This window comes from Waterburya agarophytonicola KI4, from assembly GCF_020640915.1.
GTDB classification, from domain to species: domain Bacteria; phylum Cyanobacteriota; class Cyanobacteriia; order Cyanobacteriales; family Xenococcaceae; genus Waterburya; species Waterburya agarophytonicola.
In genome coordinates this window covers 1-7807 of sequence record NZ_JADWDC010000113.1, presented here as the reverse complement: position 1 = coordinate 7807, position 7807 = coordinate 1, and the positions used below count along the sequence as shown (strand labels likewise).

Sequence of the window (7807 nt, the reverse complement as noted above, 5' to 3'; positions counted from 1 at the left end):
ATCCCACTAATAACACACTCATTCTTAGTGTAATTAATTTTGCCTAAGTACTTATGTGGAGCGGATGGATGGGTAGCAATAGAAACTTATGGCAAAGCAAAAGAGGAATGGCTTTCTACTTTTCTCGACCTGCCCAATGGAATACCATCCCATGACACCTTTGGAAGAATATTTAGCCAGTTAGAGCCTGAAATACTGGAGTATAACTTTCAAGAATGGATACAAGTAATCGCAGGCAAACTGGGATTAAAAGTGGTAGCAATCGATGGCAAAAGTCTCAATGGCTCTTATGACCGAGAAAGTTCTTTAAAGTCATTAGTCATGGTGAGTGCATGGTCAGATCGTCACAAATTAGTGTTGGGACAAGTTGCCGTCGAGCAAAAGTCGAACGAAATAAAAGCAATCCCTCTATTACTAGAACAATTAGATTTAAAAGGCGCAATTATTACGATGGACGCGATGGGAACTCAAACTGCCATTGCTCGACAAATAAACTCAGCAGGTGCAGACTATATTCTGACTCTTAAGGCAAACCATCCCACTCTTGCTCAAGATGCTAGGAATTGGTGGGAAAAATATTCACAAGAAGCGGAGAAGACATTAGTAAAGACAACAGAATGTATTTGTGAAGCAGGACACCACCGTATTGAGAAGCGATGTTTCATTTCAGTTCCTGCCGACCAAGTGTTTGATTCTAATAGACTCAAACAGTGGAAAGGACTTCAGACTTTGATTGTAGAACAAAGTAGTCCTAAAGGATACCGCTTCGCATATCGCCAACTTTGGAACAAGACTACCTACAGCACAAGATTTTTTCTCAGTTCTCTGGCTTGTGATTTTACCGAGTTTCCTAATTCCATTCGCAGTCATTGGGGAGTAGAAAACCAGTTACACTGGTGTCTAGATGTAATTTTTTCCGAAGATGCTTCTCGGATTCGCAAAGATCATGCCCCGCAAAATATGACGCTTCTCAAAAGGCTCGCTTTCAATTTGTTACGTCAGGATACATCTTCGGGATTACATATATTTTTTTATTGAAGAGAAAAATTAGGCTAATCTTATGACTAAATAATGATAACATTTGATTATATCAAAGATAAGTATCTAGTCTGAATGATTAAGCCGTTGATTTCTCTGATTTTGGGTATATCTACTGCTTTATTATCTATAAGCGCAACAGCAGCGGAAAGAATTGCATTTAGCTTTTCATTTTTCGGTGAGTTCTATATTCAAGTTGAAGACTTAGATACATTTATTAAGACGGGAAAAATATCTAAAGAACTGGCTTATTATCTCAATCGCTTGCCTCCCGAACAAGTAGCAAGATTATCAGAATTGTTATCAACTCCTGTAGATTTTAATCCTTTAACTATTGCTAAATTTAGTAATTCTACTGTTGGTGAGATAGTAATTAAAAATATTGGCAAAGGTATTAGAACTAAAACTAATCGAAACGGTTTTTTTGCTTTGAGGAGCGCAATTATTGCTGCTGCATTCGATTCTCAAGGATTGACCATAATAAATTTATTGCATGAGTTTCCTTTAGAAACTATTTATGTAGATATATCAGTTTTAGATCGGTATATCGATCGCGGGAGAGCAATATTAGAAAATCGTCAAGCGGTTGATAATATCTTTTTCCAGAAGATAATCAACACCTCTGATTTTAGAGAAATAGAAGCAGATTTATTTCAATCAGGACAATATACTTGGCAAAAAAAAACTTTGACTTATGAAAACCCCCATAGGAAGCAAGCTGGATATTTTGATTTGTATCTTCCTCAAAAAAAGCGATCGTCTTTAATTATTATTTCCCATGGTGTAGCTTCTAATCGTCAAACTTTTGATTATTTGGGCGAACATTTAGCCAGTCATGGTTTTAGTGTGGCGATAGTCGAGCATGATAATATTAGCTTGAATAAATTTGATCGGTTCTTATCGGGAAAAGAAAGCTTTCCCAAACCAAATAATTTAATTTCTCAACCTCTAGACATAACATATTTGCTAGATAGTTTGGAACAAGAATCTAAGCTTAATTCTGCACTACAAAATAAGATCGATTTACAACAGGTGGGCATAATTGGACATTCTTTTGGTGGTTATACATCCCTTGCTTTAGCAGGAGGCAAACTAATTGCAGATTCAGAGTCTGGCAAATGTCAAACAGAAGACTATCAAAATGTCTTACTCGATCTATCTTCGTTAGCTAAATGTACTTTTAACAATTTTTCCTCAGTCGATCGCCAGTTAAAAGATCCTCGAATTAAAGCTGCGATCGCAATTAATCCCATGGCAGGAATATTTGGTCGAAAAGGAATAAGTTCGATAAATATTCCTACTATGTTTATCTCAGGAACTCACGATTTATTTATGCCTCCCTTGACAGAACAAATACAGCCTTTTAGTTGGTTAAATGAAGATATTGATAAATATTTAGTATTAGTAAAACCAGGAACACACTTTAGTTTTTTGCGGGAAGGTTTGGGAGTTTTGCCCGTACCAGATGATATTGTTGGTATCAGTCCAAGCCAAGCATATCCAGCGATCGAGGCTTTAACTACTATTTTTTTTAAAGCTCATTTAGATCGACAGCCAAAATATATAAAATACCTTGAAAGTGATAGTTTGAAATTAATAGATCTAGATGCTTTTCAATTGTCTATTATGCGCTCTATCTCTAATATTCAACTACAACAATTGTTGAAAAACAGTCAAGAATAATAATTATTCTTTAGATTTAGAATTAAATGTATCTAATGCAGCTTGGTTTTTAGTATCTGATGCCGACCAAAACTTTTGCAGTTTAAACAAATCTCTAGTGTTAATCTGCAAATCTTCTGTAGGAAAATGATACATCGCTTCAATAATAGTCCAGCCATCAGAACTACTGGGTTTATCCGCAGCTTCAATTAGTGCTGAACGAATTGCATATAAGCCATTGCGTTCGGGATGAGTTTTGATAGCAGTACCCAAATCAGTTAAAAACTTTTCTCCTTCGGAAGTATTGGTAAAACGATAAACCTCAACGCGATCGCTTTCAAAACGATTGTTCAACCAATAACGCAATTGGATTAAAGTTTCTTTGTCTAAGAATTTAGAATACAAGCGAAACTCCCTGGTCATTTCTCCTGTTTCAGCATACTTCTCTAAAGATTTTATCGAAATTTTGCCTCGAAAAGGACCATAAATTAGCTGAACTTTTTCGGCACTAAGGGCAGATTGTGGCTGTAATAACATAACCGATAATCCCGCACTAATAGTAATTAACCCGTGCAAAACAAATAAAGGTGTAATTTGATATGTAGTTTTCATTTCATTTATTAATAAATATACTTAAATTTTATTTTTAGCTAATGACAACAGTATGGGTTCTAAGCTGTTGATTACTATGTATATAGTTCCCAATAAAATTTCAAAAACTTTCACAAGACATAATGAATCAATCCCAGAAATCTCTTCGTACCCTAGCTGTCGATATTGGTGGTAGTGGTATCAAAGCTATGGTGCTAGATACTGAGGGTAATCCCTTGAGCGATCGCGAACGTCTCAAAACCCCTCATCCAGCCAAACCAGAAGAAGTAATCGATACTATTCTCACCTTGGCAAAATCCCAAGAATTCGATCGCGCCTCTGTGGGCTTTCCTGGGGTGGTGCAGAATGGCTTAATCAAAACTGCCGTTAATCTAGATAAAGATTGGCTAAACTACGATTTAGCTACCAGTTTGACTCAATTGCTATCCAAACCAGTAAAGGTGGCTAATGATGCTGATATCCAAGGTTTTGGAGCAATTTCGGGTCGGGGTGTAGAGCTTGTAATTACCTTGGGTACGGGATTTGGTTCGGCTTTATTTATCAATGGAAAACTAGTACCCAATCTAGAAATGGGACATCATCCTTTTCGCAAGGGAGAAACCTATGAAGAACAGTTAGGTAGGGCTGCAATGGATAAAGAGGGTAAAAAGAAATGGAATACCCGTTTAGAAAAAGCGATCGCCTGTTTAGACCATTTATTTAACTATGACGTTATTTATATTGGTGGTGGAGAAACCAAAAACATCAAGTTCGATCTTCCTAATAATGCCAAAGTAATTCCTAATGTATCGGGTTTATTGGGGGGAATTAGACTATGGACAAACTAGAAAACTAGACATAAGAAACGATCTACTAGACATACAAGATATACTTTGTCTCTAAAGACTCTTAATCGTAGTAACTTTCCTGACTAAATCCTCAATTTGCTGAATTTTGGCATCTCCCGCTAGGTAAGTAATACCCCGATGGAGGTGAAGCGTAAATTGCTGTTTTAGGGTTTCCGAATCTGTGCCTAATCCATCTTGATAACACCGCTGTTTGAGAGCAATAAGTAGTATATCTGCTATCTCTCCGCCAAAAACACTCCAGAGGATCTCAACTTTGCTATCGGTTTTGATTGTTACAGGAGAAGGAGTACTAGATTCAGCTAAGGATCTAGCAATAGCCCAGCGACAGAGTATATTCCACTGTTTTATTTTAGTATTACGCTTAAGTTGTACTAGTTGATCTTCCGCTGTTTGGGAGATACGGATTCTTTCTATGGGGTTATCCATATTTTTGCTTGGCGATCGCTATTTGCCTTGATGGTGTTTGATAATAATGATTGCTCAAATTCGATTTTGAGGTCGGCAATTTAATTCTTGCTACAAACATTAGAAGCAATTGAATTGTACTCCAATAAATTTCCAAACCAGGCTTTTGATAAGGCAGTAACCTCTGGGCTTTGAACTACTGAATTAACAAAATTTTGCCATGAAGGATCTTCTGCTTTAACAATCATGCCATAGCGATCGCACGTTAAGGGAGTTTTTGGTATTAAAGGATAGTCTGAAGCGGATAAACCTTGTTTTTGGGCTTCGGCTCTTAGCAAAATACCGTCGCTGATCATAGCATCTATCTTACCTTGGGAAACGGCTTGTATCCCTCTGGTTCTTGCCGTCACCCCACTAAAACTTTGAATAATGGCAGAAGGATACCGTTCTATAATAAACTCTTCTGTTGTTGTGTTTTTAATAACTCCCAATCTAATTTCGTCTAAATCCCGATCTAGATTAAAGCGATCGCGATTTTTCTTATTAACTAAAAACTGTGTTCCAGTAGTGAAAAAAGCAGTAGAAAAACTAACACCTTCAGGAGTATTGTCCCGTATAGTATTAGAACCACATTCTAAATCGACAATATTATTACTAACCAAAGAAAAACGATTGTTCGCAGTAGACTTAAATAATTTAATACTTAAAGTATTACGTTCTAAATTCTTAACTAATTGTTTTTCCAGTAAGGCAAAAAAATCCAGACAGTATCCTTGTAAATCTCCCTCACTAGCCAAATAACCAAAAGGTGCTGCATCTTCTCTAATAGCAACTCTCACAATTCCCGTACGTTGAATTTTTTCCAAAATACTTTCAGCTTTCACTGGTGATGTCAAACAAAAAAACAATAAGCTGCCACTTAAATAAGATACAATCCTTTTTTTCATAATTTGCACAAAATAATTAAGGATAAAAAGCCAATTTTGGTAGCCCCATATCTTCATCCCAACCCATCATTAGGTTTAAGCATTGTACTGCTTGACCTGCTTGACCTTTAATCAAATTGTCGATCGCCGATAAAACAATTACTCTCCCCGTACGAGGATCGACTTGAATGCCAATGTAAGCTAAATTTGTCCCACAAGCCCACTTAGTTTGGGGATAAACTCCATTGGGCAATACAGTTACAAAAGGTGAGGAGCGATAAAAAGCATTATATATTGTAATCAAATCTTCTCTGACCAAACCAGGATCGCGCAAGGTTGCATAAACTGTCGATAAGATTCCTCTAGCCATGGGAATTAAGTGAGGAGTGAACTGCACTGTTACTTCTTGACGAGCCAAATCACTACAAATTTGTTCTATTTCCGGCGTATGACGGTGACTGGCTACTCCATAAGCTCCTAGAGAATTGTCTGCCTCGGCTAAGAGCATATTTATCTTACCTTGGCGACCACCTCCAGAAGTACCTGATTTAGCATCAATGATGGCTGTGGAAGGATCGATCAAACCCTGTTTCAACAAAGGTGCAAGAGCTAATAAACTAGCTGTCGGATAACACCCAGGACAACCAATTAATTGAGCCTCCTTTATTTGTTTGCGGTTTAATTCGGGTAAACCATATACAGCTTGAGCTGCAATTTCATTATCCGTACGCTCTTTCTTATACCAATCTGTGTAGGTATCTAAATTACTAAAACGATAATCTGCTGAAAGATCTAAAACTTTACATCCTTTGGCAATTAAGACAGGTGCAATATCACAAGCCAAACCATTGGGAAGCCCTAGAAAAACTGCTTCACAACGATTTGCAACTTCGTCTAAGTCAATTGTTTCGACACTTAGATTGATACAATGAGCTAAATGAGGATATATAGAGCCATATTTTTTTCCTGCACTACTATCACCTCCCAAGTAAACAATCTCCACCCCAGGATGCTCGAATAGAAGTCGAACTAATTGAACCCCACCGTATCCAGAAGCACCGATAATACCGATTGGTTTTTTGGCTATATCACTCATGATGTTGCATTTTCAAACTAGTCTTGGTTAGGAATAACTTCCTTAAAGATCTTTAGTTTAAGCACAATTGGGATCTTTTAGACAAGAAAATTTTAACGAGATCTTCTCCCCAATTTAAACAAGTTTGTATTTTTAGAGATAATTTATATTTATCTCATCCTCATGCTTATATCTAACCAATGAGATCTTGTTATTGGCGCACTACTAGAAATATAGTCAACTCCAGTTTCCGCTACAGCACGAATAGTCTTTAAAGTAATATTTCCTGAAGCTTCTATTCTGACTCTAGGATTCTTCTCTCGAATTATTGCGATCGCAGCAACCATTCGTTCAAGAGTCATATTATCCAACATAATAATATCTGCTCCGTGTATTAGTGCTTGTTCTACTTCTTTAATATTTGTAGTCTCTACTTCAATATTGAGGGGATAGGGAATATTTTTTCTCAGAAGAGCGATCGCTTTTTCAATGCCTCCTGCTGCTTGAATGTGATTGTCTTTAATCATTACCGCATCATCTAATCCCATCCGATGATTAATTGCGCCTCCTACTCTTGTGGCATATTTTTCTAACACTCTCAAACCAGGAGTAGTTTTTCTGGTGTCTGTTAATTCAGTTGGTAAGTCTTTTATTTGTTCTATATAACTATGAGTTGCCGTAGCAATTCCACTCATACGCATCCCTAAATTTAAAGCAACTCTCTCTCCACTTAACAAAGCTTCCCTACTTCCTTCAATACTGGCTATTTTAGTACCCGATCTACAAAACTTTCCTTCTTCTATAGTTGGAGCAAATTTTGCATTCCGATCCAATAATTCAAATACTCTAGCTGCGATCGGTAGTCCTGCAACTACTCCATCTTCTTTGACAATCCACTCTGCATAATAAATTTTATCGTCCCCAAAGAATAATCCTTGAGTTGTCCAATCTCCTCTGCCGATATCTTCTAATAACCAATCTTGTAATAAGCGATCGACAATTATTGAAGGAGGTAGGTTAGTCATAAAAAAATAAAAAAAGATTATAAGTCTACAAACAATACTGTACAAAGCTTTTAAGGATTTGCCCAAAATAATCCCGAAAAACTTTCAGAAAAGGGGTTGACATTCATATGGAACTTCCTTATATTGGTAAATGCGCGGTTGAGAGACATAAGTCCCTCATCAGCGGTCAGAACCTAGACAAATCAATAGTTTGACGGTTTTTTAAAACACAGCTTT

Annotated in this window: 8 protein-coding genes; 3 read left to right on the top strand and 5 right to left on the bottom strand. The window is 36.9% G+C overall.

Annotated features, from left to right (window positions below):
• Positions 1-39: 39 nt before the first annotated feature.
• Together I4641_RS22825 and I4641_RS22820 are read left to right on the top strand one after the other, a co-directional pair.
• Positions 40-1038, top strand: a complete 999-nt coding sequence (locus I4641_RS22825; protein WP_229642887.1) for an ISAs1 family transposase — start codon at positions 40-42, stop codon at positions 1036-1038.
• A gap of 75 nt (positions 1039-1113) precedes the next feature.
• Positions 1114-2721, top strand: coding sequence for an alpha/beta hydrolase (locus tag I4641_RS22820; RefSeq protein WP_229642886.1), 1608 nt, complete (start codon positions 1114-1116; stop codon positions 2719-2721).
• Between the two features lie 3 nt (positions 2722-2724).
• Here I4641_RS22820 and I4641_RS22815 read toward each other — a convergent pair whose 3' ends face one another.
• Positions 2725-3312, bottom strand: a complete 588-nt coding sequence (locus I4641_RS22815; protein ID WP_229642885.1) for an alpha/beta hydrolase — start codon at positions 3310-3312, stop codon at positions 2725-2727.
• Between the two features lie 122 nt (positions 3313-3434).
• On the opposite strand from I4641_RS22815, the gene I4641_RS22810 reads away from it, so the two are divergent.
• On the top strand, positions 3435-4139 hold the full coding sequence (locus tag I4641_RS22810) for an ROK family protein (protein ID WP_229642884.1): 705 nt from the start codon (positions 3435-3437) through the stop codon (positions 4137-4139).
• A gap of 51 nt (positions 4140-4190) precedes the next feature.
• Here I4641_RS22810 and dndE read toward each other — a convergent pair whose 3' ends face one another.
• The 4 genes from dndE to nadC form a co-directional block, all read right to left on the bottom strand.
• Positions 4191-4586, bottom strand: coding sequence for a DNA sulfur modification protein DndE (gene dndE / locus I4641_RS22805; RefSeq protein WP_229642883.1), 396 nt, complete (start codon positions 4584-4586; stop codon positions 4191-4193).
• 80 nt (positions 4587-4666) lie between these two features.
• Positions 4667-5512, bottom strand: coding sequence for an amino acid ABC transporter substrate-binding protein (locus tag I4641_RS22800; protein WP_229642882.1), 846 nt, complete (start codon positions 5510-5512; stop codon positions 4667-4669).
• A gap of 16 nt (positions 5513-5528) precedes the next feature.
• Positions 5529-6587 (bottom strand): N-acetyl-gamma-glutamyl-phosphate reductase, encoded by a 1059-nt coding sequence (gene argC / locus I4641_RS22795; RefSeq protein WP_229642881.1) that lies wholly within the window; start codon positions 6585-6587, stop codon positions 5529-5531.
• A 149-nt stretch (positions 6588-6736) separates the two neighbouring features.
• Complete coding sequence (nadC, locus tag I4641_RS22790; RefSeq protein ID WP_229642880.1) at positions 6737-7591, bottom strand: carboxylating nicotinate-nucleotide diphosphorylase; 855 nt, start codon at positions 7589-7591, stop codon at positions 6737-6739.
• Between the last annotated feature and the right edge of the window lie 216 nt (positions 7592-7807).

Excerpts from the sequence above, each read along its gene's own strand:
- I4641_RS22800 (WP_229642882.1), bottom strand. The coding sequence starts at position 5,512 with ATGAAAAAAAGGATTGTATCTTATTTAAGTGGCAGCTTATTGTTTTTT.
- nadC (WP_229642880.1), bottom strand. The coding sequence starts at position 7,591 with ATGACTAACCTACCTCCTTCAATAATTGTCGATCGCTTATTACAAGAT.
- I4641_RS22810 (WP_229642884.1), top strand. The coding sequence starts at position 3,435 with ATGAATCAATCCCAGAAATCTCTTCGTACCCTAGCTGTCGATATTGGT.
- I4641_RS22820 (WP_229642886.1), top strand. The coding sequence starts at position 1,114 with ATGATTAAGCCGTTGATTTCTCTGATTTTGGGTATATCTACTGCTTTA.
- dndE (WP_229642883.1), bottom strand. The coding sequence starts at position 4,586 with ATGGATAACCCCATAGAAAGAATCCGTATCTCCCAAACAGCGGAAGAT.
- argC (WP_229642881.1), bottom strand. The coding sequence starts at position 6,587 with ATGAGTGATATAGCCAAAAAACCAATCGGTATTATCGGTGCTTCTGGA.
- I4641_RS22815 (WP_229642885.1), bottom strand. The coding sequence starts at position 3,312 with ATGAAAACTACATATCAAATTACACCTTTATTTGTTTTGCACGGGTTA.